Source organism: Aneurinibacillus aneurinilyticus ATCC 12856, from assembly GCF_000466385.1.
GTDB lineage: Bacteria > Bacillota > Bacilli > Aneurinibacillales > Aneurinibacillaceae > Aneurinibacillus > Aneurinibacillus aneurinilyticus.
In genome coordinates this window covers 1-25,403 of sequence record NZ_KE952715.1, presented here as the reverse complement: position 1 = coordinate 25,403, position 25,403 = coordinate 1, and the positions used below count along the sequence as shown (strand labels likewise).

At 44.1% G+C, this 25,403-nt stretch carries 24 protein-coding genes and 2 pseudogenes; 10 read left to right on the top strand and 16 right to left on the bottom strand.

Features of this window, described 5'->3' with window-relative positions; translation table 11 throughout:
• Window positions 1-23 precede the first annotated feature (23 nt).
• Together dacB and ilvA are read right to left on the bottom strand one after the other, a co-directional pair.
• Window positions 24-2,906: a D-alanyl-D-alanine carboxypeptidase/D-alanyl-D-alanine endopeptidase gene (gene dacB, locus HMPREF0083_RS05235; protein ID WP_021620067.1), complete on the bottom strand. Its 2,883-nt coding sequence runs from the start codon at window positions 2,904-2,906 to the stop codon at window positions 24-26.
• Between the two features lie 243 nt (window positions 2,907-3,149).
• Entirely contained in the window at window positions 3,150-4,409 is a 1,260-nt protein-coding gene (gene ilvA / locus HMPREF0083_RS05230; RefSeq protein WP_021620066.1) for a threonine ammonia-lyase IlvA, read from the bottom strand.
• A 194-nt stretch (window positions 4,410-4,603) separates the two neighbouring features.
• Between ilvA and HMPREF0083_RS05225 the strand changes: the two genes are divergently transcribed.
• The 4 genes from HMPREF0083_RS05225 (at window position 4,604) to crcB (HMPREF0083_RS05210) (ending at window position 7,624) form a co-directional block, all read left to right on the top strand.
• Window positions 4,604-5,824 carry an MFS transporter gene (locus tag HMPREF0083_RS05225; RefSeq protein WP_021620065.1) on the top strand — a complete coding sequence of 407 codons (1,221 nt, stop codon included), beginning with the start codon at window positions 4,604-4,606 and terminating at the stop codon, window positions 5,822-5,824.
• 294 nt (window positions 5,825-6,118) lie between these two features.
• Window positions 6,119-6,760 carry a PAQR family membrane homeostasis protein TrhA gene (gene trhA / locus HMPREF0083_RS05220; RefSeq protein ID WP_040301563.1) on the top strand — a complete coding sequence of 214 codons (642 nt, stop codon included), beginning with the start codon at window positions 6,119-6,121 and terminating at the stop codon, window positions 6,758-6,760.
• A gap of 103 nt (window positions 6,761-6,863) precedes the next feature.
• Window positions 6,864-7,268, top strand: coding sequence for a fluoride efflux transporter CrcB (gene crcB, locus HMPREF0083_RS05215; protein ID WP_040301562.1), 405 nt, complete (start codon window positions 6,864-6,866; stop codon window positions 7,266-7,268).
• On the top strand, window positions 7,265-7,624 hold the full coding sequence (crcB, locus tag HMPREF0083_RS05210) for a fluoride efflux transporter CrcB (protein ID WP_021620062.1): 360 nt from the start codon (window positions 7,265-7,267) through the stop codon (window positions 7,622-7,624). Before crcB (HMPREF0083_RS05215) ends, crcB (HMPREF0083_RS05210) begins: the two co-directional genes overlap by 4 nt.
• Window positions 7,625-7,631: 7 nt before the next feature.
• Here crcB (HMPREF0083_RS05210) and HMPREF0083_RS29290 read toward each other — a convergent pair.
• From HMPREF0083_RS29290 to HMPREF0083_RS05200, 4 genes and pseudogenes are all read right to left on the bottom strand, one after another.
• Window positions 7,632-7,742 (bottom strand): annotated as a pseudogene (locus HMPREF0083_RS29290) (RNA-guided endonuclease TnpB family protein); the annotation flags it as partial.
• 4 nt (window positions 7,743-7,746) lie between these two features.
• Entirely contained in the window at window positions 7,747-8,241 is a 495-nt protein-coding gene (locus HMPREF0083_RS05205) for a hypothetical protein (RefSeq protein ID WP_021620061.1), read from the bottom strand.
• A pseudogene (locus HMPREF0083_RS27000) lies at window positions 8,238-8,354 on the bottom strand (transposase); the annotation flags it as partial. The pseudogene HMPREF0083_RS27000 and the gene HMPREF0083_RS05205, both read right to left, overlap by 4 nt.
• Before the next feature lie 213 nt (window positions 8,355-8,567).
• A complete protein-coding gene (locus HMPREF0083_RS05200) occupies window positions 8,568-9,797 on the bottom strand; it encodes an aminopeptidase (protein ID WP_021620058.1) in 1,230 nt (409 codons plus the stop codon).
• A gap of 198 nt (window positions 9,798-9,995) precedes the next feature.
• Between HMPREF0083_RS05200 and HMPREF0083_RS05195 the strand changes: the two genes are divergently transcribed.
• Complete coding sequence (locus HMPREF0083_RS05195; protein WP_021620057.1) at window positions 9,996-11,432, top strand: amidase; 1,437 nt, start codon at window positions 9,996-9,998, stop codon at window positions 11,430-11,432.
• A gap of 213 nt (window positions 11,433-11,645) precedes the next feature.
• Here HMPREF0083_RS05195 and HMPREF0083_RS05190 read toward each other — a convergent pair whose 3' ends face one another.
• Entirely contained in the window at window positions 11,646-12,245 is a 600-nt protein-coding gene (locus tag HMPREF0083_RS05190) for a DedA family protein (protein WP_021620056.1), read from the bottom strand.
• A 272-nt stretch (window positions 12,246-12,517) separates the two neighbouring features.
• Here HMPREF0083_RS05190 and HMPREF0083_RS05185 point away from each other — a divergent pair, with 272 nt between their 5' ends.
• Entirely contained in the window at window positions 12,518-13,588 is a 1,071-nt protein-coding gene (locus HMPREF0083_RS05185; protein WP_021620054.1) for a DUF6687 family protein, read from the top strand.
• A gap of 59 nt (window positions 13,589-13,647) precedes the next feature.
• Here the strand turns inward: HMPREF0083_RS05185 and HMPREF0083_RS05180 are convergent, their stop codons facing one another.
• The 3 genes from HMPREF0083_RS05180 to HMPREF0083_RS05170 all read right to left on the bottom strand — a co-directional run bounded on the left by HMPREF0083_RS05180 (window position 13,648) and on the right by HMPREF0083_RS05170 (window position 16,954).
• Entirely contained in the window at window positions 13,648-15,261 is a 1,614-nt protein-coding gene (locus HMPREF0083_RS05180; RefSeq protein WP_040301556.1) for a copper resistance CopC/CopD family protein, read from the bottom strand.
• Window positions 15,262-15,593: 332 nt separating this feature from the next.
• Window positions 15,594-15,848 (bottom strand): hypothetical protein, encoded by a 255-nt coding sequence (locus tag HMPREF0083_RS05175; protein ID WP_021620052.1) that lies wholly within the window; start codon window positions 15,846-15,848, stop codon window positions 15,594-15,596.
• Between the two features lie 272 nt (window positions 15,849-16,120).
• Window positions 16,121-16,954, bottom strand: a complete 834-nt coding sequence (locus HMPREF0083_RS05170) for an STAS domain-containing protein (RefSeq protein WP_040301575.1) — start codon at window positions 16,952-16,954, stop codon at window positions 16,121-16,123.
• 338 nt (window positions 16,955-17,292) lie between these two features.
• On the opposite strand from HMPREF0083_RS05170, the gene HMPREF0083_RS05165 reads away from it, so the two are divergent.
• Window positions 17,293-18,117 (top strand): basic amino acid ABC transporter substrate-binding protein, encoded by an 825-nt coding sequence (locus tag HMPREF0083_RS05165; RefSeq protein ID WP_021620049.1) that lies wholly within the window; start codon window positions 17,293-17,295, stop codon window positions 18,115-18,117.
• A gap of 61 nt (window positions 18,118-18,178) precedes the next feature.
• On the opposite strand, the gene HMPREF0083_RS26195 is transcribed toward HMPREF0083_RS05165, so the two are convergent.
• Entirely contained in the window at window positions 18,179-19,042 is an 864-nt protein-coding gene (locus HMPREF0083_RS26195) for a cell wall hydrolase (protein WP_051354541.1), read from the bottom strand.
• 183 nt (window positions 19,043-19,225) lie between these two features.
• Here HMPREF0083_RS26195 and HMPREF0083_RS05155 point away from each other — a divergent pair, with 183 nt between their 5' ends.
• Entirely contained in the window at window positions 19,226-19,774 is a 549-nt protein-coding gene (locus HMPREF0083_RS05155) for a hypothetical protein (RefSeq protein ID WP_021620047.1), read from the top strand.
• Window positions 19,775-19,981: 207 nt separating this feature from the next.
• Here HMPREF0083_RS05155 and HMPREF0083_RS26995 read toward each other — a convergent pair whose 3' ends face one another.
• Window positions 19,982-20,128, bottom strand: coding sequence for a YrzI family small protein (locus HMPREF0083_RS26995; protein ID WP_021620046.1), 147 nt, complete (start codon window positions 20,126-20,128; stop codon window positions 19,982-19,984).
• A gap of 571 nt (window positions 20,129-20,699) precedes the next feature.
• On the opposite strand from HMPREF0083_RS26995, the gene HMPREF0083_RS05150 reads away from it, so the two are divergent.
• Window positions 20,700-21,215, top strand: coding sequence for a mismatch-specific DNA-glycosylase (locus HMPREF0083_RS05150; protein ID WP_040301572.1), 516 nt, complete (start codon window positions 20,700-20,702; stop codon window positions 21,213-21,215).
• 52 nt (window positions 21,216-21,267) lie between these two features.
• Here HMPREF0083_RS05150 and HMPREF0083_RS05145 read toward each other — a convergent pair whose 3' ends face one another.
• Both HMPREF0083_RS05145 and HMPREF0083_RS05140 read right to left on the bottom strand, forming a co-directional pair.
• Window positions 21,268-21,939 carry a PspA/IM30 family protein gene (locus HMPREF0083_RS05145; RefSeq protein ID WP_021620044.1) on the bottom strand — a complete coding sequence of 224 codons (672 nt, stop codon included), beginning with the start codon at window positions 21,937-21,939 and terminating at the stop codon, window positions 21,268-21,270.
• A gap of 14 nt (window positions 21,940-21,953) precedes the next feature.
• Complete coding sequence (locus HMPREF0083_RS05140; protein ID WP_021620043.1) at window positions 21,954-22,232, bottom strand: hypothetical protein; 279 nt, start codon at window positions 22,230-22,232, stop codon at window positions 21,954-21,956.
• A 287-nt stretch (window positions 22,233-22,519) separates the two neighbouring features.
• Here HMPREF0083_RS05140 and HMPREF0083_RS05135 point away from each other — a divergent pair, with 287 nt between their 5' ends.
• Window positions 22,520-23,701: an MFS transporter gene (locus HMPREF0083_RS05135; protein WP_021620042.1), complete on the top strand. Its 1,182-nt coding sequence runs from the start codon at window positions 22,520-22,522 to the stop codon at window positions 23,699-23,701.
• 80 nt (window positions 23,702-23,781) lie between these two features.
• Here the strand turns inward: HMPREF0083_RS05135 and HMPREF0083_RS05130 are convergent, their stop codons facing one another.
• Together HMPREF0083_RS05130 and HMPREF0083_RS26190 are read right to left on the bottom strand one after the other, a co-directional pair.
• A complete protein-coding gene (locus HMPREF0083_RS05130; protein ID WP_021620041.1) occupies window positions 23,782-24,750 on the bottom strand; it encodes a helix-turn-helix transcriptional regulator in 969 nt (322 codons plus the stop codon).
• A gap of 272 nt (window positions 24,751-25,022) precedes the next feature.
• Window positions 25,023-25,307 carry an NRDE family protein gene (locus tag HMPREF0083_RS26190; RefSeq protein WP_262360648.1) on the bottom strand — a complete coding sequence of 95 codons (285 nt, stop codon included), beginning with the start codon at window positions 25,305-25,307 and terminating at the stop codon, window positions 25,023-25,025.
• Window positions 25,308-25,403 lie beyond the last annotated feature (96 nt).

The window sequence follows — 25,403 nt, the reverse complement described above, 5'->3', positions numbered from 1 at the left end:
AAATGAGCGGCAGCCCGGTAACATTAATGGTGAGTAAGGGACACTTTTGCTAGAGCAGCAGCAAGCTGATCCTGTACATCAGTAAAGTTTTTTGATGCATCCGTATAGCCATTCATAATAATAGAAAAGTACAATCGTTCATTATCCTTTGTCGTAACATAACCGGATAATGAACTGACGCCTTGTAATGTTCCTGTTTTGGCATGTACATTATTCTCCGCATCCGTTTGCTTCATACGGTTTTTCAATGTGCCATCTACTCCTGCAATCGGCAGTGAACGATAGAAATGCTCGAAGGAAGAATGGTTGGCCATACTTATTAAAACAGATGAAACCTGGCGGGCCGAGATTTGATTATAGCGGCTTAACCCAGAACCATCCACCATATCAAATGCCGGATTTGTTCCGTTTTTTTGTAGGCTTTCTTGAACAACCTCAATGCCGGCTTCTGCGCTTCCTGCCCCTTTCTTATCTGCCCCAAGCCGTTTCAACAGCATCTCCATATAAAAATTATCGCTGTTCTTGTTTCCGTATATAAGAATATCGCGCAGTGGCGGAGACTGAAGCTCAGAAATCTTATAGCTTCCAGAAGGAATAACTCCCTTTTGCACTTCGCTTTGTTTAGATACCTTTATTCCATTTTGCTCCATTGCTTCCTTAAGCACCATGCCGGTATAAATCGCAGGATCCTCTACAGCAATCCGTTCATAATCAGGTTCCTCACCAAGCGGCAGGCTGCCTGTTAGACGGATGTTATTTTTCCCTCGTTCTCGTTCTATTTTAAACGTATTCTCTGTACCTGCAGGCGTCGTTGTTGCTTCATTCCTGATCTGAACATAGTCGGTTTTTGGATGAATGGTTACTGCTACGGGAGAGCCTTCGCGTACGCCTGGTTGATAATCAAGGCGTACCGCGCCGCGGTTCACCGCCAGGGCGCTTATTTGAGCATTGTACCCATAGCTCTCATCATCCCAAGCCCAGCCTGTACCCAGGTGCTTCGCATCGTACTGGCTTTCATCCACGATGATTCGACCATTAACACGGGTTACCCCTTTTTCGCGCAATGCCTGAACGAAACGCAAAAGCCCTGTACCATCCTTTATACCTGAAGGATCGTCCGTCTGTAAGGTCGGATCGCCATATCCTTTTATAATGACATCACCGTTTATGGTTCCTTGCTTATCCGGGAGGGAAGATACGTACAATTCGGTTTTGAATGTGTAGTCCGGCCCCAGTTCTCTGAGCGCTACTGCACTGGTCAGAAGCTTCATATTAGATGCAGGCGTTAGCAGTGCATCCGCATTCCTTGCATATAGAATTTGCTCTTTATTCTTGTGGTCAAGCGAGCCTACGATCATCCCGATGGCAACTCCACGCATACTCTCCTGCTCCAATATCGGATTCAGAAGGGCGGCAAGCGTAGAGGATGGAGAATCTGTCGTAGAATTCTCTCCCGCTTCCTGTGACAGAGAACTGCTCAACAGAACGGCAATCGCATCTTCGAACGCAGAGGCAGGTTTTGTACTACGGACACCGTTTAAGAAAACGGAGAAAGCAAGCTTGTCCCCATTTGCGGTAAGCGTATAGCCGGATAAGCTATGTACACCACTCATAGATCCAGTCTTGGCACGAACTTTATTTTCTGCAGACGTGCCTTTCATTCGGTCTTTAAGCGTACCATCTACTCCTGCAACCGGCAACGAATGCTCAAAGTCTTCTTTGTATTCCCGTGTCTGTACATAGGTAAGCAGTTCGACAATTTGCTGTGGAGAAATTAGATCCAGCCGTGACAGACCCGAGCCATCCACCTGCCGATATTTGTTCACAATTCCCGCTTTCACCATGAAATCTGCAATCGCATCTGTACCAGCGTTGAAGCTGCCCTTGCCTTTTGTTACAACACCGAGTGTTTTCGTCAGCATTTCCGCGTAGAAGTTGTCGCTCTCCTTATTAAGTTCCGCTATAATCTTGCGCAACGGTTCGGAATGGTGCGTAACAAGCGGTGAGCTGGAAGAAAGCGTTGTTTTTTCGAGGTTGTCAGAAGAGACGAGGATCCCGTCTGCGGCAAGTGCCTGCTTAAATACATCACCCGCAAACAAAGCCGGGTCCTCCATCGTTACATGGTCCTCGTATGGCTCAGCACCTTTGCCTATCGTACCTGTTAGAATAACTGTGTTTGTGCCTCGTGGCCTATCGATTTGGACGTTTTGTTCTGTACCTTCCACAATGGTTACACGGTTTTGAACAGTAACATACTTGCTGTTTGGTTTCATCATCAGAGAAGAAGTTTGTCCAACAGGTTTGTCTGGATTTAGTCTGATTGTACTCGTATTCTTATGGACGGCAAGCGCGCTAATTTGAGCGCTGTAGCCATATGGTTCATCATCCCACATCCAGCCCTCGCCCAGCCGAACATTATCGAAATAACTCTCATCGACGAGCAGCCGACCATGAATGGAAGTAATCCCCTTTGCCTTTAGCTCGGCGCTAATGGTACGCATATCTTCTTCTGTAAGTGAAGGATCACCATATCCTTTAAGAATAAGGTCTCCCTGTAGCACGCCTTTTGGTGTAATGTGGCCGGTAGTATGTATTTCAGTTGTAAAGCGGTAATCCGGGCCAAGCATATCCAATGCGGCAGCTGTAACAAGAAGCTTTAGGTTGGAAGCAGGAACAAAGGTTTTCTCAGCGTCATGCCGGTCGAGCCACTCTCCGGTTGATGTATTATATACAGCTATTCCCGCCCGTATACCGGCGCTCTCTGGATTTTGTGATAACTGGACAACAAGACGATCAATGGAGGCGGCAGTCGGATTGCTTTGTGCATAAGCAGGCATCGCCAGTAAATTAAAAGCGAGAAGCAAGCTGATAAGAAGTTTTCCTGCTACGTTTCGAAAAGGCCTCATAATATTCCTCCTAAGTATAATATGTAATACTTTCACCTGTACGATACAATTATTTCATATTCTTTAAATAAATAGAATATTTAAACTAAAAAAATAATTCGCATTTCGTTTTTTGTGTTCATTTAACAATCAAATACCGAGACACTAGTAACCGCTCAGCTTATTCCTAGAGCATTTTGCTCAAAAAAATCCGCCAGCTTTTTTATATAGCTGGCGGTTGGCTTGTTATATTGAGCCGCTTGATTAAATTAACAGGTTAAACAGCGAAGGATTATTATTAATTTCCATGTAATCGATATTGCTCTGACGCAGGCGCTCGGTGAGCGGCAAATAATCTTCAGGTTTCTTCAATTCGATGCCAACAAGCGCCGGGCCATTATCCTTATTGTTTTTCTTCGTATATTCGAAGCGAGTAATGTCGTCATTTGGACCAAGCACATTATCGAGGAACTCTCGCAGCGCACCGGCACGCTGCGGGAAATTAATGATGAAGTAATGCTTTAGTCCTTCATAAATCAACGAGCGTTCTTTAATTTCCTGCATGCGATCGATGTCGTTGTTTCCGCCGCTAATGACGCAGACGACATTTTTACCTTGAATTTGTTCCTTGTACAAATCAAGGGCGGCAATGGACAATGCCCCGGCAGGCTCGGCTACGATCGCATTTTGATTATATAGGTTCAAAATAGTCGTACATACCTTTCCTTCAGGTACAAGTACAATGTCATCCAGAACTTGTCCGCAAATATCCATCGTCAGTGCGCCAGCTTGCTTGACTGCAGCTCCATCCACGAATTTATCGATATTAGCCAGCGTGACCGGTTTGTTCTGTGCAAGTGCCTGCTTCATGCATGGTGCGCCTTCTGGTTCAACACCGATGATCTTTGTGGAAGGTGAAATGCTTTTCATATACGTCCCTACTCCGGCAGCAAGTCCGCCGCCGCCTATGCCGACAAATACATAATCGATATCATCAGCTATCTCATCCATAATCTCCATCCCGACCGTACCTTGACCGGCGATGATTTTCGGATCGTCGAATGGATGAACGAACGTCATCCCGTGTTCTTCTGTATATTTGGTCGCTTCCGCAAAGGAATCGTCAAAGGTGTCACCCACTAGTACAACCTCCACCGCGTCTCCACCGAACCGCTTAACCTGGGACACTTTCTGGCGCGGTGTAGTTGCTGGCATGAAAATAACGCCCCGAATGCCAAGCGTATGGCAGGAGTAGGCGACGCCTTGCGCATGGTTACCTGCGCTGGCACATACAACCCCTCGCTCTACCTCTTCCTCTGATAAACTGCGAATAAGGTGATAAGCCCCGCGTAGCTTGAACGAACGTACTACCTGCAGGTCCTCTCGTTTAATATAAACGTTGCAGCCTAATCGTTCTGAGAGAATCCGATTTCTCTCCAGCGGTGTTTTATACACAACATCCTTTAATGTATGATGGGCTACCATGATATCTTCCACACTTACCCTGGTCGCGGTCTTGTTCATATCTTTTTCCCCCTCTATCTTGCGGTCTGGCTCCTGAATTGTTTTTTTAAAGATTATAGAGATTCATGATATATCTGTCAATTTTAGCGCTTCTTTTAGCACAAAGTAAATAAAAATGTGTTCATCCCTTTACATACGCTAGATAATATGTATAAAATGACAAATAATTCAAAATAGAGAGTGGTTGGAGGGTTATGGAGAAGAATAAGAAACCGGTGGTCGTCATTTCAATTGCAACAGCGTTGTGTTTGCTTGGGGATTCAATGCTATACATTGTGCTGCCAATTTATTGGCGGGAAGCTGGCTTGTTATCTTTATGGGAAGTAGGCATTATCCTTTCGGTAAACCGATTCGTTCGCCTGCCGCTTAATCCTTTGGTCGGCTGGCTTTACCAGAGAATTTCCTTACGAACAGGACTGTTTCTGGCGGTAGGACTAGGCAGTTTGACGACCATTGGATATGGATTCGCTCAGGGACTTGTTGCCTGGATTGCGTTACGAACGCTCTGGGGAGCAGCCTGGTCCTTGCTGCGAATTGGAGGATTGTCTGCGGTGGCACAACGTGCGGATGATAGCAATCGCGGGGAAATGATGGGGCTTTACAATGGATTATACCGCCTGGGAAGCTTGGTAGGTATGCTGATGGGCGGTGTGCTTGTCGCACTGCTACATCTCAAAGGGGTTTCCATTCTCTTCGGCTGCATGTCGCTGCTTGGTATTCCGCTAGTATTACGTTATTTTATCGATCTTACAAACGGGACTCACCGTACCAAAAAATCGGAGAAATCAGGAAGAAGCACATGGAACAAACGTATGCTTCTCGTTTTGTTCAGCGGTTTTTTCGTCTCGCTGGTATTTCAAGGTGTGTTGACGTCTACACTCAGCTATATTATCCAAAAGCATGGACAGGAGATATCGTTATTAGGAATTGTGCTGGCCGCTTCGGCCTGGTCCGGTGTTTTGCAAGCCGCCCGCTGGACATGGGAACCGTTTCTGGGCGTCTGGTTCGGTCGATTATCTGACGGGTCCCGTGGCCGGATACCGCTGTATAGCGGATCTTTGCTTGCAGCCGCCATCGGTTTGGTACTGCTTCCGCTTCCGCTTCCGTTTGCCTTCTGGGTTGTTGTTGCGTTATTCGTTCAAGTCGGCGCCACATCGCTTACAACGATTACGGATGCGCTGGCAACAGACGAAGCGCGGCACCTTCCGAAAGCCTCCACTTTGGCACTTTATTCGCTGGCGCAGGATTTCGGGGCAGCTTTGGGACCTATTACTGGCTATTTATTTATTGAATGGAGCGATACGCTTCATTTTTTATATATCATAAGTGCCGTCCTATTTTTAGGCATCGCTTGGTGCTGGCGCAGGGTTACACGTAAGGACTTGGTTCAGAAGCATGACGCTGTATCCGTATAATAAACGGCAGGCGATTTTTGTTGTTACAATCAGCGCTAACCAATGTACCCTGATAAAAAAATTAAAAATACAGGAAAAACGGTTTCTAGTAATGCGATCATTTCCACCCTACTTTCTGTTTCACATTTTTATATTTCGATTTATCTGTGAAATTGATCGATGAGGTGTAGAAGCATGAGGTTTTTCTTAGAGATAATCCGTTTCATTCCGCAGTGCATCCATTGAAAAATCATTTGGCTATTCTGTGACAAGAGGGTTATACTGAAAAGAAATAAAGCGGAAAGGATGCAGAAAATGTCGAATACCCATATTTTTACCAAAAAGGAAGAAGTCGCAAATGCGATTATCCATGGTATCGGCGCCGTACTGAGCGTAATTGCTCTGATTACGCTAATTATTGCCGCAAGTGAATCCGGCACAGCCTGGCATGTGACCAGCTTTACTATATACGGCGTAACAATGCTGCTGCTGTATGTTTCATCTACCCTTGTACATAGCTTTCCTCAAGGACGGGTCAAAGATATTTTCGAGATTTGTGACCATGCTTCCATTTACTTGTTTATTGCAGGTACATATACACCGTTCTTGTTTCTAGTCGTAAAAGGAGCGCTTGGTTGGACACTGTTCGGCATCGTATGGGGGATGGCACTGGTAGGAGTCGTATTCAAACTGTTTTTTACTAAAAAATTTCTGTATTTATCAACCGTGCTTTATATCATTATGGGCTGGTTAATCGTATTTGCCTGGAAACCCCTCGTAATGTCCCTTGCTCCAGGAGGGCTTGTACTGTTAGTTATCGGGGGAGTATTGTATACGGTTGGCGCTGTTTTTTATGTGTGGCGCATGTTTCCGTTCCACCATGCGGTCTGGCACGTATTTGTACTGGCCGGTACCGTTGTCCACTTCTTCGGAGTATTCTACTACTTGTTGCCGTAATGGCTGCAAATGACTCCTACCGGACGCAGACGGTGCGTGCTGGTAGGAGTTTATTTGTTTTGGGATGATATCAAGTGTAACTTATATAATGAGGTGTAAGCTTATGGTATATTTGTTTATCGGTTTTGGGGGGATGCTCGGGGCCGTTCTGCGTTACGGGATCGGCGCATGGCCAGGAATACAGACAGAAACTGGGTTCCCGCTCCCTACCTTGTTGATTAATCTTGCAGGCTGTTTCATCCTGGCATTTTTCTATACGATTACGCTAAAGCGTTTTACCATTCATCCCCATTTTCGCACCTCTTTCGGAACAGGATTCATCGGCTCATTTACAACATTCTCCACCTTTGGATATGAAACATTGGAACTGTTGCAGTCTGGTCAGTATGGGCTAGCGGTTACCTATATTGCTTTCAGCCTGATTGGTGGCTATTTTCTTGCCCTTGCTGGCGTTGTGTTGGGTAATTATGAATGGAGTCTACATTCCCGTGAAAAGAGGAGACGATGATGGAAGTATTATGGGTGGCACTTGGCGGTTTTTTCGGAGCGATTAGCCGCTTTACGATGGTTAGTTTGGTGGATAAACGTGCAGAGTCGTCATTTCCATATGGGACGATGACGGTGAACGTGTTAGGCTCGTTTTGTTTGGGATTGTTATATGGTTTACATGTTGGGTGGCAGGCTAAAGCGATGCTTGGGGCGGGATTTTTGGGCTCATTTACGACGTTTTCTACGTTTGCCTATGAGAATGTGCAATTGCAAAAGCTCGGCAAACAAAAAGAAGCGCTGCTCTATATAGGAATCAGTGTATTGGCCGGACTGGCGGCCGTAACTCTCGGCTTTTGGCTCGGACATATATTATAAAGAACTTTAGCTGCCACGAAACATATAACGCTGTATTTATCTCTGTCATTCGTTGATACATCTGCTGTTTGACAAGAGTTGGGTTATGTAGTTCTAAGCGTAGCGTGATTGTCGGCATAGATTCATCCCCATTTCTTCAAAATTTTCTTGGAGTATATCTCATGAGATGTATTTTCTATAAAGTCATATAGAATTTGATTAAGCCTATCTTCTAAACCTTCGTTTACTTCATTTCCATCTTCATCATATAGTTGGAAATGTTTGTATTTCCATTCATCAAACTTGTCTTGCAGTAGGTTCATATAATTAATCCAACTTTTTCCACAATTAGAAACATAGGTAGCTGTCCATTGATTAATATATAGAGACTCTAATAGTTCCTCTAACTTTGATGAATACCATTCTTTTTTACCTAGATTTGCAACAATCTCTTGAAATTCTTCCTTGGTCATGAGTTTAACCTCTCCTGAATAATCGTAGCTGATTCTATCTAGTTTGTACGGATGAGGGAAAGCTTCCTCTGTTTTCACCCATTGATACGGAGAGTGTTGTTCAATTATTTTCATGATTAAATTTGAAATAATAAGTGTGATTTCTTGTTTATCCAAAACGCTCACCCCCTTATTTTTTGTTGTTCTACATATCGTTTAATGGTTTCGCTCGATACATTTCCTGCGGTAGAAACGAAATAGGAACGTGTCCATAGACTTGGCAAATGTCGAAGATGAGGAATTCCTCTCTCAACTGACGTGGCATAAAGCCACTCCTGTTCCAACCTCACTTTCAGCCCACCCCTAAAGGAGTGGGCTTTCCCGTTCGGAAAATCTGCAAGTCAAAGGTTGCGGTTGGTGTTCGGATCGCGTGATTATAAATCGCCAGCATCGCTGGAATGTCGGCCTCCTGCGCTTTGCGAATGCACATCATCGGACACCCCCGCTCCCTTTTAAATCCAATTTCCGTTTCGGAAGATAGGTTCTCTTGTACCGCTTTCTGTTTCGCCATCGATGTTCATATCTGCAGATCCAATCATGAAATCCACATGGGTAATGCTTGTATTCAAGCCGTTTTGTTCAAGCTCTTCTTTTGACATTTTCTTTCCGCCCTCAATGCAGAAGGCATACGAACTGCCGATCGCAATATGGTTAGAGGCATTTTCATCAAATAGTGTGTTATAGAAAATGATGTTGGCATTGGAAATAGGTGAGTTGTGCGGAACAAGCGCCACTTCTCCAAGATAATGGGAGCCTTCATCCGTTTCGATAAGCTGCTTTAGCGTGTCGTATCCGGTTTCGGCCTGAAAATCGACGACCCGTCCTTTTTCAAAGGTAAGTGAGAAGTTCTCAATCAGGTTTCCTCCATAGTTGAGGGGTTTCGTACTCGTTACAACGCCGTTGACCCCTTCTTTAAGCGGAACTGTAAAAACTTCTTCTGTCGGAATATTGGCTACGAACGGTACGTTCCTCTCACTTGTGGAACCTCCACCTACCCAGAGATGATTGGACGGGAGTTCGATGGTTAAATCCGTGCCAGGTGCCTGATAGTGCAGATACTTATACTTTTTCTGATTTAGGTATTCGACTTTTTGATCCAAAGAAGCATTATGCTCCTTCCAGGCTTGTACCGGATTTTCGACATTGACACGAACAGCATTGAATATGGCTTCCCATAGTGCAGGCACCTGTTCCTCTTCCGTTTTTTCAGGGAAGACTTTTGCGGCCCATTCCTTGGAAGGTACCGCTACGATGGACCAGCTTACTTTGTCCGAAGAGATGTATCGACGGAACGTTTCCATCGCTTTTCCGGAAGCTTTGGCCGCTGCGGACACTCGATTCGGGTCTACACCTTTCAGCAATTCAGGGTTAGTTGAGACAATAGATAAGAAGCACGCTCCTTCTTCCGCCATCTCTTCAAAGCCCTTGGCCCTCCACAGCGGAAATTGGGTAAAGGCTTCGTCAGGAGCTAAATCGTATTTGATTCGTGTGCTGACCTCATCATTCCATTCGATATGTACATTTTTAGCGCCTGCTTCGTACGCGTTCTTCACGATTTTACGGGCAAAATCAGCGGCCGTGATCGGAGTTTGCAGCACCAGTGTCTGTCCCGGCTGGACATTGACTCCTACTTTTACCGCAAGTTCCGCATACTTATCCAATTTTTGCTCAAATGTAGGCATAGATTCGCTTCTCCTTTTTTTGTAATATAAACCTTTGTTATCATAGTATACCTTTTATACAGAACAATCGTAAACATCACCTAAAAAGGTAATAGACTATGCTAAAAATACTCCTTTTTAGTAATTGGATAGGTAGGCACTCCTTGCAATAATAAAAATAGAAAGCAATTCTTTCTCACAAAAAGGAGGCATGAAGCTGTGAACATATCTGAATATTCATCATTTGACGGATTGGGACTTGCTGAACTGGTCAGAAAAAAAGAGGTGACGCCAAAGGAGCTCAAAGATATAGCACTACAAGGAATTGAAATGCTGAACCCCAAACTTAATGCGATTGTTAGCGTACTAAGTGAACAATCGGAAGAGGAAATAAACAAGGGATTGTCTACAGGTCCGTTTATGGGCGTTCCGTTTCTTATAAAAGAAATGGGGCTGCATGCTGCCGGCGTTCCTATTAATATAGGAAGTCGTCTTGCTGAAGGGCTAACATTTGCACATGATACCGAATTGATGACAAGGTTTCGTCGTGTCGGCCTTGTAACCATTGGCACAACAACGACTCCTGAATTCGGATATAGTTCAACGACGGAAAGCGTTTTGCATGGCCCTACCCGCAATCCGTGGAACATCGAAAAAAGTGCAGGCGGGTCAAGTGGAGGCTCTAGCGCCGCGGTTGCGGCAGGAATCGTGCCTTTAGCTCATGCTAACGATGGTGGCGGCTCCATTCGTATACCGGCAGCTTGCAATGGACTCGTTGGCTTAAAGCCAACACGCGGGCGGATTCCGAACGGACCGGATTCCGGGGAGCTTCTGAGCGGCTTTGCCGTTGAATTCGCGGTAACAAAAAGCGTTCGTGATACGGCTGCATTGCTGGATACTGTCGCAGGACCAGATATAGGTTCCTATGCGTGGGCGGAAAGACCAAAACGTTCTTATCTTCGGGAAGTACTATCGCCCCCCAGGCGACTCCGTATCGCCTGGATGGATAAGCCTCTTAATGGTGCGATGGTAGATCAAGAATGCGTGAAGGCTCTCCACGAAACAATACAGCTTTGTCAGGAACTCGGACACGAAATGGTTGAAGCTGCTCCTGTGATAGATGAAGAATTGCATTTTCTTGCCACGCTCCGCATCTGGGCAGCTAATCTGCATCAGATGATGAACGGGGTAGCTAATGCGCTAAAAAGAACCCCTTCTGAAGAAAATCTTGAGACAGCAAGCTGGGCCTGCTACCAGCTTGGTCAGAGGATGAAAGCCTCTGAACTTTTGGAGGCTATAGAGATTCAAAATATGATTTCTAGATCTGTTGGAAAATTTTTTATGCAATATGACGTATTATTGTCACCTACGACAGCGTGCCCTCCCCTGCATATTGGTGAGCTTAATTCAAACGCATCAGGAATAGATGCAGAACAGTGGACTAAACAAGTATTCACATTTGCGCCGTTTACAAACCTATTCAACACAACCGGACAGCCTGCTATCTCTCTGCCATTAGGATGGAGCAGTCAAGGACTGCCTATCGGTATGCAGTTTGCCGGACGCTTTGCTGACGAGGCAACGCTTCTTAACTTGGCGGGTCAGCTTGAACAAGCTTGTCCATGGAAAAACAAACGCCCCTCTGTCACCATTTAAATTTTAGGGATGGGGAGATCCGACATTTCTCCATCCTTTCATTTTTTGTAGAAAAGCCCGTCCGATTCAGTACAGCTCAGGACGGCGCTCCTCCAGATGTTTCCTCCTTTATATATGCATCCGGGCACCCCTCAAAAAATAATAAAAAAACCGGAATGTCCTATATATACATAGTGTTCCGGTTTTTTAGTAGTGCGGCAGGAGACCATGGAATTACGAACTGGTCTTGCGCACAAACTTTACATACAAAAATATAATGAGCAACACACAGGCAATAGCCAAAATCACATACGGTTTATATTCTACCATCCGGTGTTCGAATACAGACCACTTCTCCCCTAACTTCCACCCTAATGTGATAAAGGTGAATGACCAAAATAACCCGCCTGTATATGCGTATAGCGCAAATTTGTAGAAACGAAGCTTCGAGATACCCGCCAAATATGGAGTTAGATGCCGGGCACCCGGAATAAAGTAGCCGATAAACAGTAAAAATGCGTTGAATTTACGGAATAATCTTCGAGTATAAGCTATTTTTTTGTTGTTAATACCGAACTTTGGACCGAATTTGCGTAAAAACGGCAGGCCAAGCTTGCGGCCGAGTATATAGTTAACGGTTACACCTGTTATAGAACCAAAGCTGGCACATACAAGAGCCAGCACATAATCCATTCTTCCGAGAAATATATTGTAACCGACAAACGTCATTAACACTTCATCCGGAATCGGCAGGCCGACAATACCGCCTACCAAAGCCAGTATAATGCCGATATATCCGTAATGACCAAGCCATTCGCCCAGTTGTTGCTCCATATAATCCCCGCTTTTCCTACAAGAACAGCAACGGATAACTCCATTGCTCCACCTCTTTTTATTCCCTCCATTACTGCAATACCATCTTTAAGAGTAACACAATGGGATATATCAAATCCAACTATTTCATTAGTTTTCCTTTTTCTTTATCCCCAATATATGCCTTTACACCTAAAGAAGGAGAAGGCAAGTACATCTTGTTGTCTTCTTCTGTCGTTGACGAAGCTAAAACTTGGGCGTATTGTGAAAGAAAAAGAAGGAGGATACATACCATGATTCCCCACTTTTATATTCTTGGCAGCAAGACAGAACGTCCGGTGAGCCGTCGGACGATTTTTACGGATGGAGCACCGGATGCCACATTCCGTCCCGGAATAGACGTGGAGCTTAGCCACTGGCTTCCCAACACGACCCCTGATGTGTATGCAGCCGATACTTCAACCGAAATCTGCATGAACTTCATTAGTCAAAATGATACGGACGGATGGGATCTGGCGATTAATAACCATGTAGATGTCGATGGGGTACTCGCCGTATTTACTCTTGTACATAGCAAACAGGCAATGCTGCACCGGGAGACAATAATCCAGGCTGCAGAGATGGGTGATTTCTCCAACTGGGGTAATCATGCGGCCCAAATACTATATCAAGGCCTGACCGTACTAATGGACGACTTAAAAGCAAAAAAAACAGATACACAGCATGTATATGAGGCATGCTTTAAGCAAACATTCTCCTTGCTTGAAGGCCGGACGGATGATGTTCGTGTGGTGCAAGGAATGGAAGCGCTGCAACAGTCAGTGAACCGGGTCGAGTCTGGCGGTATCCTTCGTCGGGAGGTTCATGCCCGGTTTGCCCACTATCATATTCCTTCTACACTCGTTAAAGCTTCGCTTGCAAAAACATTAAAAATTCCGGCATTTAACGAAGAAATCAAGGACGATATGTGGCTGCATCCCCAAGTGCGCAATCGGCTGGACAAGGAGAAAATCCAGCTTGTGTCAGCAGAAGCAGAGCAAGGATGGTACTATGATGTATGGTATCCTGGTTATATGTGGGCAGATACACCCCATTCCTGGCGTGCCCCCGGTTTTATATTCAATGGCAGCACCAACGGATACATGTACGGATACGAACCGCTTGAAGCGGCTGTGCGGACACTGCAAAAGCTTGAGACGGCAAATGGTACCTGGATGCTGGCACATGAGCTGTCACCGTTCTCAAGCATAAGCGGACGGAATTTTCCGGTCGTTCTTTCCTTTCTATCGGAGAATAATCAGCCTGCAGCAAGCGAGTTGCCTCCAGAACGCGTCGTTTTGATTCTCGCGTCTGCTTTTGAATAAGAAACGGACCGCCCCATTCATTGCGGCGGCCCTTCTTTTTTGACAATACGGTGACTTATCTATTGTGTATTGCTTACAGCTTCGCCCCGTGGCGGGAATGTAAATACGATAGTATGTCCATCCTGTGCAATCGCTTCTACACGAATATATGTCGTGCTTGGTGAGCGCAATTGATCGCCGGAGATACGGTATCGCCCCTCTCCAAGATCGAAGGCACGGTTTACCGGAGTATATTCCGATGACCCTACAAATCGTACATACACATCTCGAAGCGGAGGCGCATTCTCGAAGCGGATATTTACATCATTAAAGCCGGAAACGAATGGAGATACGGCCATATGCGCTGTTACTCCCTCTTTGGTTAGCTGGGCCGGTGAATTAGTAATGCCTGATGCAAGCGGTATGAAATTAACTAGCGCTGCGGCTACGAGCAGAGTTGCCATACCAAGCCAGAGTTCCCATTTGGTTCTTCTCGCAAACCAGACAGTCCCTTTTTCCCCTCCCTTTTTTATATAGTGCATTTGCATATAACCAAGCAATATAATAGCGATGACCAGTCCAGATTTTGCAAGCACCGAGATTCCCCAGGCGCTGCCGATGAAGTCATTCCATGATGGAATATACTCAATAGTCATGCCAATACCTGTTAGCACAATAACGGGCATGCTGATGAGGGCCCAACGCGAGAATACAGCGCCTTTTTCTTTAAACCATGCTCCCTTACCTTCTTTTGGTGCCAGAACCAGCAGGGCGAATAGACCGCCGAACCAGATGGCTAAAGCGAATAAATGCAGTGTATTCATCATCATAGCCAGCCAGCCGCCGTATTCGGACGAGTTCGAGTGACCGACCAGTGTATTTAGCGCCAGCATAGCTCCAAGAAACGGTAAAGTCCAACGGGTATAAGTAATTCCGAAAATCAGGGCGAAAACAAGGAATTGTACGAGTGGTACCCATCCGATATGCAATCCCGCCAGTTCGTTTATCGAAATTTCCGGTAGTGCAGACTTACGGACGAAGAACAAGATCATTACGGCTGTTGCTGTAAGAAAATAAATTGGAATTTGCCAGTATTGCCAGCGTTTATGCACATCGTTATTCCGTGCGATAAATTGAACGAACAGCGTTCCTCCAAACGAAACAAGCATGCCGAAAAAAGCAATCCAGCCTGGCAAGGTTTCACCGCTTAATTGCTCAAGCAATCCTGCACCTCCACTTTTGGGAGGCGGAGACAAGCTCTGTACAGCAAAGTAAAGCTGTCCCTTTATTTCCTTTGCCTTTCCGTTAGATACCGGTGCTTTACCGTACCATTCCACACCGTATGTACCGGGCGCCAATTCTCTGGCTGGTTTCAGAATAACTTGGCGCGGATCGTTCGGATTGACTGTAAAGCGCCCTGTGCTGTATTCCCTGTTTCGATTGTCAAAAATGGTAGTATATTCAATGTTGAAAGGTTCATTAAATATAAGCCGCACCTCTTTTGGGGAGGCATCCAACAAAGAACCATCTTTCGGAGACGATTCTGCCAGGCTATATTCTTTTTTAGCCGGAACGGTTTTCTCCGGTTCCGGGTTCGCTGCTACGGATGCAGGTCCTATGAATACTCCTGTGATACTCAGCAGGAGCAAACAAATCAACCCTGCATACTGCATGCCTTTTCTTGCCACAACCATAACTCTCTCCTTATGTAAATAGTTTTTGTGTTTTACTTGAAGTTGGTAGTATGGTAACCCTATTAACGGTATTAAAAAGTTTTTTATATACTTATCTATTATAAAGATAAATTGTGTGTAATTTGTGTACAAATTTCAAAGTGTGCGTGACAGTTGTATGTATATAATATCTTTGTAATGAGAGACAAGAAAAAAGACACACCCACCCTTTTCTGCCAGAACATAGAATTGTTGTAGGCTTCCTTACCATAATAACCGTTGTGCTGTAGAATTATTAAGCAAGCATAAAAAAACACCTTTCCCGACTAAACGGAAAAGGTTTATTGTACTGCCTATGACAAATGGCCGACAACATCTCGGTAATTAATCTGGATATCTCCCCAAAATGAGGCATTTTCTTGTACATCGATATCCAACTCTTCGTAAATTTCGAGAAGCATACTGCACAGTTGGTACTTCCGGTTCTGGTCCGTCTCATTTTTGATATACGACAGCAGGCGGCTGGCCTCTTCACGCATTAAATGATGGAAATCAGCACGCATAAGTGTACCCATACAATCCACTCCTGTTTTTCTTTTTTTCTGCATATGATACTCCTAGAACAGATGAAATAGAGACAATCTTCACACTCTTATTGTAATACTATAAAAGAGAAAAATAAATACTGTTATATAACTGAATGTGTTGTTTTAAAGAAAATCAGCTTCAATTCGCTAGCTTTGAGTGAACTCCAGCACTTAAAACTGTTTATATTATGATACTTTAGCCAATTACCAAATGTGATTATGATGCCCATAGATAATCTTACTAACGTACAAAGGGAGACTGCGCTTTAACAAATGTGCGGTCTCCCCTTCTTTTACTTTTGTTGTTTATAAGTAACTCCAATGGAAGCCAATGCCTGATGAAGATTGGCAAATGTACCGATCCTGCTGAAATCAATACCTAAATTTACAACAGTTTGTGCGATTTCTGGCCGGATTCCGCTGATTTTTGCATCAACACCTAGAAGCCGCAATGCATTAATAATTTGAAAAATTTGCTGAGCCACAATCGTATCAATGACTGGTACACCAGAAAGATCAAGAATAAAATGGTGCAGGCGCAAATCGGCACTTCGTTTCAAAGCCTCTTCCATTAACAGCTTAGCCCTATGTGTATCAATATTACCAACAATCGGAAGCACAGCTACACCTTGGGCAACCGGTACGACAGGTACAGATAGCTCAAGCAGCGCAAGCTGGGATTTTTTCATCTGTTCATTATGATAGCGGACGAAAGGCAAACTAAAGCTATAAACAACCACGTTCATAATCGCATCGAAGCGGGAAATGACCTCGTAGAATTCCTGTAAGGACAGATTGCTTTTTTCAGCTTCGTCACGAATGACTTCACCGATGGCCACCCGATAATGCGAGACCTCATGCAGCATCGAATCGAGAGTCGCACCGAGCATAGCACATGCTGTTCCAGTTTCTTCCCCCCACTCCATAAGACGCACATTGCGTTCTTCTTCATCCATTGAGAGTGTTTCGCCGTACAGCTGAACCAAATCAATGCGGAACCCTTTCAATTTGTCAGCTAGCGAAACAAGCTCAGGGTATTTCTTGTTTTGTTCCTGTGTGATTCGTTCGGCCAATTCGTAGCGCTTCTCTACAATTTTTTCAGTGAATGTCTGTAGACTTTTACTCATTAGCAGCTCCTCGCTCATATCAAAATCATCCATTTCTGTTGTGGAATCATCTTGCCTTACCCATTTTATTATGCAGGCAAAGCATATCCCCTCTCATATCATTGGATGCGGGAGGGGAATTATAGTAGTCAATAGCTATGTTGTTTTCTTTATATTGTACCTATTATAGATATGAAAAAAAAGGGCATTCTTGTCTGAGAGCGTACTCCACCCTCTCAGACGACTGCCGAAAGAAAAAGTTTCGGAAATTTTTTTCTTTTGACGGATTGCCAACCTGTCTCTATCTTGTATATAATTTTTTCTAATTATCAAAACTATATAACTCAGGGGGTACATTAATGAAATTTATGAAGCATGCGGGCATTGTATTTCTTATCATCATCATGGGCTTGCTGGCGGTCGCCTGTAGTAGCAAATCGGAACAGCAAGCAAGCGCTCCAGCCAGAACAAAAGAAGGACAGAGTGCCGCAGAACCAAATAAGAAGGCGTATACGGTTGTGATGCACGCTGAGTTCCCTCCGTTTGAATATATGGATCCAAGCGGAAAGCCGATCGGCTTTGAAGTCGATTTAATAAACGAAATGGCAAAAGAAATGGGCTGGAACGTAGAGATTAAGAACACAAGCTGGGATGGCGTATTTGAAGAAATCAAAAGCGGAAAGGCACAGCTTGCCATATCGGGCATTACGATCAAACCGGAGCGGAAGAAACTGTACTTATTCTCTGAGCCGTATTTCCAGGCCAAGCAGCTTATCCTTGTGCCGAAAGGATCACCGATCAAAACGTTGCAGGATATTAAAGGACATAAAGTCGGTGTTATGACCTCTACCACAGGAGCACTTATCATGCAGGATCTGCTGGGCAAGACGAATAAGGATATTTTGCAGTATGAGGAAATGCCGAGCATGGTCGAAGACTTGTATAACAAGCGAGTTGATGTTGTGGTGGCAGACAATGCATATTTAATGGAACATATGAAAAAGAACCCGAAGCCTGGCTATGTGACGTTTGACGATCCGAATATTCCGAAAGAAAATTACGGTATCATGACCAACAAAGAAAATAAAGAAATGATGAAGCAAGTAAATAAAGCGTTGAAGAAAGTAAAAGCTAGCGGAAAATACGATGAAATCTACAAACAATATTTTGGTGACCTGAAATAAGAAACGCCCCGGCTTATGTAAAAAAGCCGGGGTATTTTTTATTTTCGGTACCGTGCAATGTTTATTTCGAGAACACATGGCTTCCTATTTTTACAGTCACGGGACGGGAGCGGACCCACTGGTTGTCCGTTTTGTCCGGGTTATAAAAAACAAGAGCCGATTGGCTGGGATCTTTTCCGTGCAGCGCTTCCTGTACGGCTGCGATCGTTTCTTTGGATGGTTGTACGTTGTAGATACGTTTATCTAATACGGGAGAATACTGATGATAGCTTTTCCCATTGAATGTATCAACCTGGAAGATAACCGCTTTTAATGTATTGGGCCATTCCGGACTATGCACCCGGTTTAGTACCGATGCTGCCACAGCAATTTTGCCTTCATACGGTTCACCGCCAGCTTCCGCTTCCGTTAGTTGATAGAGCCAGTATAACTCCTCTTGTTTATATCCAGAATTTTCTGTGTCTTTAGACTGCGCAGAAAGTTTCGATGCCGCTTGCTGTGTGGAAAGGGAAACTGTAGCAGGGCTGTTGCCGCTGAGAGTAAAACCGAGTTTTTCGGCCGCATAACGCAGCGGAATATATGTCCCTTCTTTGCGGTCTGTTGTTGTTGTTTTTAAGTATTCTCGTTTCCATGTACCGCTTTGATTCGTGTATATATCTGCGTAGTTTTTGCCAGATGGAAGCCCGATAATCATATCTCCTTTTTTTAAGGTGACTGAATGATAGTTTTCGTTCCATCCTACTTGTACACCTGCATTCATGAAAAATTCCGCAGGTACCATCATGTAATCATTCTGGATAAAGCTGTTTGTATACACCGCTTTTCCGTTAACCGGAACGGGGATGGATGCGGCTTCGGACGGTTGCGCTCCAGCTGCTCCAAGAAGAAAGGTGGTAAGTACTATAGTCATTGCTGTTTTTTTCATTTTCTCCCTCCTTTTCCACTCACTATTGTAAGCGAGTTTAAGAGTCACTTCTATCTATAATATATGGAAAGGATGGAAGATTGATGGAAGTAGCAAATGTTCGGATTGCTGCGTTATAAGTTGTATGCTAGGGTAAAGAAATACTTGTATAGGCGTTTTGCGATATAGGAGTGATGAAGCCCGATGAATGAAGCGGCAGGAAAATGGAGTGAAGAATGGAGAAGCTACATCGAACGAACAAAGGACAAGCGTGTCCCGCAGTTATCCGAGCGCGGCTTTGACTTTCTTTATACGCTCGAATTCAAGGATGCGTCTGTACACTCGTCTAAAAAACTCGCAATGGAGTTTCTCATTGAATGGCGCGGAACAGATTATTGTTTTACATATGAAGATAGCGTCGGCTCGGATTCGTGGAAAGTGTACAGTCAATTAGGCGGACGTTCGTACTGGCAGTCGATCACTGACTTCTTTGGAAGTTATAGTGAGGCAATTGTTATCCGTAGATGCCTTGAACAATTCGGTATAGAGGCGATGGCACGCGACATTCAGGCATACAAGGACACAGCGTTTGAACGTGCCTTTACCGAACGTTTTTCCGGTATGCGTATTGTTGGTACGAAGCGAAGTGGTGAAGATATGTATTTTGTGCTGGAAGACGGGGAAGAGCTGCTTATTACATCATTTTATGAAGTGTGCCGCAAAGAACAGGATAATTCATATCGAAAAGGATAAACCAGTAGAAGAAGTGCTTAATATATAATTAAACGAGCGATTAAAAGAATGAATTTTCTATTTTTATTTTTGTAACGCTCAATCCACCTAAATCAAAAAAAGGCAAAGGTATAGCAGTTTCCACCCGCTTTCCTTTGCCTTTTTTTGATCGTTTGCTTTGCTCTATTTATGTCAGAAGTTTTGCGGTTCGATGTTTCCGCTCAAATTTTATAGCAGGAAGCGAGTATATTCATATCGCTTCTCTTGCATTTGACGCATTTTCTCATCAACGTGTGCGTCGTGAGACATTTGTTCATGGTTTTTCACACGTTTGGAAATCGTTATGGTGAAGAAAATAAAATGAATGGTTAACATGCCTGACTCCTCCTTTACATATTGCAAATAGCGCTGAACGTTTCATGTGTGGCCTTCCTCTCGTAATAGCCAAGCCAGTAAAAAGTTTTCTCGCAACATAGACGTTCCCTCCCTATCATTGTGTAAACAATATAAAAAATGCCGCAGATCCAAACGGGGATCGCGGCACAATGTGTAAAAATAGGCACAAAAAAGCCGCAGATCAACCCTAAAGACCTACGGCATCTCTTATCAAAAAAGTGTACAAGAAGCTCCTGAAGCAACTATATCAGAAACCGTCGAGGTCGAAAAATATTCAATTTGTGAGCCACGCCAACATTACAAAAACCAACAGCGATAGAAAATGTGTTCTGAACTGTCATCATATTTTCCGACCTCCTTTTTCAAATTAATTTCAATTTTCATTATACGTGGAGAACTTTATGTTGTAAATAGATTTATTACATTTTTTTCTTGCTGACTTCGGCTTGTGCCGGCAATTCAGGCAATATAGTATAATTTATGATCCATGAGAGCTCCTTTCTCTTTCGAAAAATCTATAAGCTCAATATAGCATAAGGAGGCAACTATGATACAACCGATTCCTGATCATCTTCGTGAAAATCTTGATGTATTATTTGTTGGCTTTAATCCAAGTTTACGTTCAGGGGAAGTGGGGCATCATTACGCCAACCCGCATAACCGGTTCTGGACGATTCTGCACCGGTCCGGTTTTACTCCGCGTAAATATCGTCCAGAGGAAGACCGGGACTTGCTTGCGCACGGTCTAGGCTTTACGAATATCGTTGCCCGGCCCACACGTAGTGCGGCAGATATTACAAGAGAAGAATACCGGGAAGGACGAATGATTTTGCGCAAGAAAATCGAACGTCTCCGCCCCCGAGCCGTCTGTTTCGTGGGAAAAGGCGTATACCAGGAATACAGCGGGCGGCGCGATGCTGGTTGGGGGAGACAGCTAGAGCCCGTCGTTCCTGGTATACTGGAGTTTGTCGCCCCTTCTTCCAGTGGACTGGTTCGGATGAAGCTCGATGATATCGTGGCAATATACCGCGAGCTAAAAAGGTTACTGGATGAGAAGGAAGGCTAATTTTTCTTTTGTGGAAAAAGCACGAACAACATTATTTTAGCTGGGCTTACGCCTAGGCGTCTGCCACTTCCGAACGTGCAGCCCGCAGGCGGGCAAGCTCTGCTTCTACTTGAGGATTTGGCTCTGCATGCTGCGACACGTATGGTTGATAGGAAAAACGAATGGTACGGCTCGCTTCAGCATCTGCCTCCAGCATCGCAATTTTTTCCTCCATGCGTGAAAATCCTTTTGCAGCACTTTCTGTGTCAATCGAATGGAGCGCCGTATGCATGCTTTTGCTCGTTTTGGCGACACGAGCGCGGGAGATAAGCGTTGCTTTCTTATTGCGCATCTCATAGAATTTGTCCTTTAGCTCCTGCAGCTGCTCGCGCAATTGGACGGTGCGCTGGCGTGATTCTTCCAGCAGGCCTGTATATTCATCTTTCCGTGCCTCGCACTGCTGTTTATCAGTCAATGCTTGGCGAGCGATGGAGTCTTCCCCTTCCGCTACTGCAAGCTCAGCCTGGCGCGTGCGCTTAGCAATTCGACCTTCCGCTTCTTTGATTAGTATTTCCCAATTTTTTTCCTGTGCTACCTGGCGGGCGATGGCTACTTCTGCCTGTGAAATTTCCTGTTCCATGTCCCGCATATATTGGTTAAGCATCGCTACCGGGTTTTCAACCTGATCCAGTACTTGATGCATTGTTGCTGTAGTGATGGTTTCGATTCGTTTAAAAATACCCATTTGTATTTCCTCCCTTATTTTTTGTTGTTAAGTTGTTTTTCCCATTCGTCCAGGGCGTCCATATTGTACATCGGTGCTTGTGGTGTGCTAGAAGGATAGACACTTGGTTCGGTTGATTGCCACCAATCGCCGCCTGTATTTCTCTTCAACATTCTCCATCCTGTTACAAGAAGAAAGCCTCCAATAAGAAGTGGGATTAAGAAGTCGAGGTGCAAGGTGCCCATCAGAATCAGAGCACCGATACCCAGCAGCACCCAGCCGCGCCGTTTGCGGGATTTTCTTTTTTGTTCCATTTTGCTCGTCCTTTCTTTCTTTGTGATTGTGTGGTGTTTTCCTCTACGTCTCTAATGGTACCGTGATAGCAGTTTTGTGAACACTTGCGGCAGATGGATTTTCTCTCCTTCGCGCGGCGGAGAGACATGTCAGACCCAAGCGAGATAAAACCTCCGTCTTCGTCTTGAGAAATGTGATAATGCAGGAGAGTTACATAATTTTCTTTTCTTTCCCTTTTGGTATGATAAAAGGTAGAGTGGACTGCTGACTAAAACAAAAATATAACTGCAGCAGAGAGGAATTTGTAATGAATACTAAACTAATTATTTATCTTGTTTCATTCGCCGCTTTTCTTGGCCCTTTTACGCAAAATATTTATGTTCCTATCCTTCCGGAAATCCAAAAAGACTTTCATACGACTTCCTTTCTTATTAACATGAGTCTTTCTGCGTTTACAGTCACGCTTGCGGTTATGCAGATGGTGTACGGACCCTTAATCGATACGAAAGGAAGACGGCGTATTCTGCTGGCTGGCATTCTTATCTACATAGGGGCTTCTATTGGCTGTGCGTTTTCTCCTTCAGTATCATGGTTTTTGCTGTTCCGTGTATTGCAGGCGGCTGGTATCGCCGCCGGTTCGATTGTAGCTACAACGGTTGTCAGCGATTTATTTGAGGGGAAGCAGCGTGGACGGGCGATGGGAGTTTTTCAGATGCTTGTAGCTCTCGGCCCTGTGCTCGGTCCCGTTATCGGCGGATGGGTTGGCGAACATATGGGTTATTGGGGCGTATTTATGATATTGGCTGTCACAGGAACCCTTACATGGCTCGCAAATGCACGTTATCTTCCGGAAACAAGGCCGAATGACCTTGATGGAGTCACATCTTTTGGCGTCCGGCGACTTTTTTCTGTTATGCTACACCCCATCGGGCTTTCGGTCACTTTGCTCGGTTTTATTCAGTTCTACGCCTTTCACAACTTTTTGGCTTTTCTGCCGCAAATTCTTTCCACAGAGTACGGACTTGGACCGGCAGAAAAAGGATTGGTATTTCTTCCGCTATCGTTGATGATTGTAGTAGGCAGTTATACAGGGGGCCGGCTTCAGGAGAAAATGGAGGCACGTAAAATTCTGATGATAACTTCTTCGCTTCATGCGTTATCGATTGTTTTGTTTATGCTTGCAGTTAAATTCTCATTAATATACGTTATCATCTCGCTTGTTTTGTTTGGCTTATTTCTCGGTCTTTCACAGCCTGTTCAGACCGTATTATTAATGGATGCATTTGCTAAGGAAAGAGCTACGGCGGTTGGTGCGTATAATTTCTTCCGTTTTATGGGGATGGCAGCGGGTCCGTTGTTCGGCAGTATTCTGTATCAGATGCGAAACATATTTTTACCCTTCGGATTTGCGGCAGTTCTTTTCGGAGGTGTTCTTTTTTTTGTTCAGCGGAAGCTACGAATGAAAGCTGCTAAAGCCACACACACATAGGTGTTTTCATCTCATGGAAAAGCTAGGAAAAGCCTGAAACACTACGAGTGTTCAGGCTTTTTTTACTGAATATATTATAGTCAGAAACGTCGAGTGAATTCTCCCGGATTACATCCGAATTGTTTCCGAAACGCTTCTGCAAAATAGCTTGGATTGGAATAGCCTACAGCGCAGGATACTTCATTTACATTCATGCTGCCATTTTGTAATAAAAAGAAAGCTTTCTCCAACCGTTTATTTCGTAAATAACTAAACACAGTCATTCCATATATTTCTTTAAAGCCTATTTTAAGTTTATAGTCATTCAGATGGATTAATCGAGACAATTCGACAAGCGTAGGTGGATTTGTCATGCGTTCAAGAAGAATTTCCCGTGCTTGCCGGATTTTCTGCATATCGCTTTTAGATAGTATCGATAATTCCTGCTTATCATCAAATAAAAAAGACCGAAAAGCCAAAGATAGAAGCTCTAAAGCACCACATTCTATTTCAAAATTTTTGGTATCATGCCTTTCAGCTGCTCTAAGAATCTGTTTTAGGATAACGGAAGCTGATGGATCAATGGCATTCTGAAATATACGGAAAGAATGTCTTCCAAGAATATGGGAAAAATCAATGGTTCTCGTACCATTCAACTCTTCCATAAAGCGATGGAAAGTTGAAACAGGCAGGCCGATACTCAGCATTAAAAGAGGCTGGTGTTCATTCAATTCGAAACAGGCATCCACCTGACGGGTGAATTGTAATGTGTAATTGCCAGGGGCAAATTCGTGCTGAAAATCTGAGCCAACTGTTTTTCTCCTGCCTTGAAGACAATAGTTAAGCTCCACCATGGGTGCTTCAGTGAAAATATTTGCTTTATGTTTTTGATAAAGCTTGTATTTTGAAATAACGATCTCTAAATCAGGACGAGGTACAAAACGTTGAATAGCCCCCTCCCCCATTTGTGGGTGAAGGGCCATTTTTTCCGTCCGGTCTGCCCTTTGTCGCTGTAATTGAAGTTCATCAAAAAAACGATTAAAGTTTTGGTGAAAATCAGTCATGCCCATACATTTCACACCTCAATTGCAATAATATATAAAAATGATAATCATTATCATTTTTATATATTATTATAGTGAATGCCCACTCTTTTGACTACAGCTTGTTTCTCTAGCCCGTAGCAGAGAGCATCAAGAAAAAAGACAGCGGAGTGATTATTAATATAAAAACCTATTCAATCGAAAAAACACAGATTCGCCACAGTGGCTATATATATTCAAATGACTGAAAAAGAGAAACGAGTGGACCGCCACTCCATTTTTTCGGTTACTAGCGACTTTTAAGTAAACATAACATTATTATCGTTATCTATAGAAAGAACTGTCATGGAGCGGGTACCATATTGGGGGCTTTCGATGAATAAAGGCGAAAGAATACGCTCCATCTCTTTTCCTACGCCCGTGTCTGGCAAATCCTTCTCATTAGCTTGTTCCGTATCTATAAGAATATTGAATAATTCTTCTGCTTCCACGTTTTGTTTTTGTAAGGCTTTTGCCAGACGTTTTGTACCTTTTTTTACTTTGGACCATGGCATGTCCAATACATCATTACTTAATCCATGAATGTCCGGTGCGATTTCCTACGTGGAAAAAACCGATCTCCTGTATGTTAGGGAATCGGTTTTTGTCACGCCTGTTGATTATCCATAAGGTGGAGGAAA

Coding starts and splice junctions, on each gene's coding strand:
- dacB (WP_021620067.1), bottom strand. CDS start 2,906: ATGAGGCCTTTTCGAAACGTAGCAGGAAAACTTCTTATCAGCTTGCTT.
- ilvA (WP_021620066.1), bottom strand. CDS start 4,409: ATGAACAAGACCGCGACCAGGGTAAGTGTGGAAGATATCATGGTAGCC.
- HMPREF0083_RS05225 (WP_021620065.1), top strand. CDS start 4,604: ATGGAGAAGAATAAGAAACCGGTGGTCGTCATTTCAATTGCAACAGCG.
- trhA (WP_040301563.1), top strand. CDS start 6,119: ATGTCGAATACCCATATTTTTACCAAAAAGGAAGAAGTCGCAAATGCG.
- crcB (WP_040301562.1), top strand. CDS start 6,864: ATGGTATATTTGTTTATCGGTTTTGGGGGGATGCTCGGGGCCGTTCTG.
- crcB (WP_021620062.1), top strand. CDS start 7,265: ATGATGGAAGTATTATGGGTGGCACTTGGCGGTTTTTTCGGAGCGATT.
- HMPREF0083_RS05200 (WP_021620058.1), bottom strand. CDS start 9,797: ATGCCTACATTTGAGCAAAAATTGGATAAGTATGCGGAACTTGCGGTA.
- HMPREF0083_RS05190 (WP_021620056.1), bottom strand. CDS start 12,245: ATGGAGCAACAACTGGGCGAATGGCTTGGTCATTACGGATATATCGGC.
- HMPREF0083_RS05185 (WP_021620054.1), top strand. CDS start 12,518: ATGATTCCCCACTTTTATATTCTTGGCAGCAAGACAGAACGTCCGGTG.
- HMPREF0083_RS05180 (WP_040301556.1), bottom strand. CDS start 15,261: ATGGTTGTGGCAAGAAAAGGCATGCAGTATGCAGGGTTGATTTGTTTG.
- HMPREF0083_RS05175 (WP_021620052.1), bottom strand. CDS start 15,848: ATGCAGAAAAAAAGAAAAACAGGAGTGGATTGTATGGGTACACTTATG.
- HMPREF0083_RS05170 (WP_040301575.1), bottom strand. CDS start 16,954: ATGAGTAAAAGTCTACAGACATTCACTGAAAAAATTGTAGAGAAGCGC.
- HMPREF0083_RS05165 (WP_021620049.1), top strand. CDS start 17,293: ATGAAATTTATGAAGCATGCGGGCATTGTATTTCTTATCATCATCATG.
- HMPREF0083_RS26195 (WP_051354541.1), bottom strand. CDS start 19,042: ATGAAAAAAACAGCAATGACTATAGTACTTACCACCTTTCTTCTTGGA.
- HMPREF0083_RS05155 (WP_021620047.1), top strand. CDS start 19,226: ATGAATGAAGCGGCAGGAAAATGGAGTGAAGAATGGAGAAGCTACATC.
- HMPREF0083_RS26995 (WP_021620046.1), bottom strand. CDS start 20,128: ATGTTAACCATTCATTTTATTTTCTTCACCATAACGATTTCCAAACGT.
- HMPREF0083_RS05145 (WP_021620044.1), bottom strand. CDS start 21,939: ATGGGTATTTTTAAACGAATCGAAACCATCACTACAGCAACAATGCAT.
- HMPREF0083_RS05140 (WP_021620043.1), bottom strand. CDS start 22,232: ATGGAACAAAAAAGAAAATCCCGCAAACGGCGCGGCTGGGTGCTGCTG.
- HMPREF0083_RS05135 (WP_021620042.1), top strand. CDS start 22,520: ATGAATACTAAACTAATTATTTATCTTGTTTCATTCGCCGCTTTTCTT.
- HMPREF0083_RS05130 (WP_021620041.1), bottom strand. CDS start 24,750: ATGGGCATGACTGATTTTCACCAAAACTTTAATCGTTTTTTTGATGAA.